Origin of the sequence: Neisseria sp. GT4A_CT1 (genome assembly GCF_000227275.1) — a bacterium.
Taxonomy (GTDB): domain Bacteria; phylum Pseudomonadota; class Gammaproteobacteria; order Burkholderiales; family Neisseriaceae; genus Neisseria.
This window is the reverse complement of the sequence record NZ_JH164990.1, coordinates 1-1,122: the sequence shown is the minus strand read 5'-3', so window position 1 is coordinate 1,122 and position 1,122 is coordinate 1. Positions and strand designations below refer to the sequence as shown.

The following is a 1,122-nucleotide window of genomic DNA, read 5'->3' as shown; positions in this document are numbered from 1 at the left end:
TTCGCATTTGAAATGCAACTTTCCATAACAGAAAAAGGCCAGTATGCGGTAGCATACGGCCTTTCCTGCAAGAAAGATTGCCATGAGCTACACACAACTGACCCAAGACGAACGATACCATATCCAATACCTGTCCCGCCACTGCACCGTCACCGAAATCGCCAAACAGCTCAACCGCCACAAAAGCACCATCAGCCGAGAAATCAAGCGGCACTGCATCCAAGGACAGCAATACAGCGCCGATAAAGCCCAACGGCAAAGCCGGCTGACCAAACAGCACCGGCGAAAACCCTATAAGCTCGATTCGCAGCTGGTTCAACACATCGACACCCTTATCCGCCGCAAACTCAGTCCCGAACAAGTATGTGCCTACCTGCATAAACACCACGGGATCAAGCTCCATCACAGCACCGTTTACCGCTACCTTCGCCAAGACAAAAGCAACGGCGGCACTTTGTGGCAACATCTCAGAATATGCAGCAAACCCTACCGCAAACGCTACGGCAGCACATGGACCAGAGGCAAAGTGCCCGACCGCGTCGGCATAGAAAACCGACCTGCTATCGTCGACCAGAAAACCCGCATCGGCGATTGGGAGGCCGACACCATCGTCGGCAAAAATCAGAAAAGCGCGTTATTGACCTTGGTCGAACGCGTTACCCGCTACACCATCATCTGCAAATTAAAGAACTTAAAAGCCGAAGACACTGCCCGGGCGGCCATTAGGGTATTAAAGGCATATAAAGCCAGAGTCCACACCATCACCATGGATAACGGCAAAGAGTTCTACCAACACACCAAAATAGCCAAAGCATTGAAGGCGAAAACCTATTTTTGCCGCCCTTACCATTCTTGGGGAAAAGGGCTGAATGAGAACACCAATGGACTCATCCGGCAATATTTCCCCAAACAAACCGATTTCCGAAACATCAGCGATCGGGAGATACGCAGGGTTCAAGATGAGTTGAACCACCGGCCGAGAAAAACACTTGGCTACGAAACGCCAAGTGTTTTATTCTTAAATCTGTTCCAACCACTGGTACCCTAGTGTTGCACTTGAAATCCGAATCCAAGGACCCCTTGACCGAACAATATAGTGGATTAACTTTAAATCAGGACAAG

1 protein-coding gene is annotated in these 1,122 nt (G+C 49.8%); it reads left to right on the top strand.

Features of this window, described 5'->3' with window-relative positions:
• The first annotated feature begins 82 nt into the window (after positions 1-82).
• A complete protein-coding gene (locus tag HMPREF1028_RS12860; RefSeq protein WP_009313200.1) occupies positions 83-1,048 on the top strand; it encodes an IS30 family transposase in 966 nt (321 codons plus the stop codon).
• Positions 1,049-1,122 lie beyond the last annotated feature (74 nt).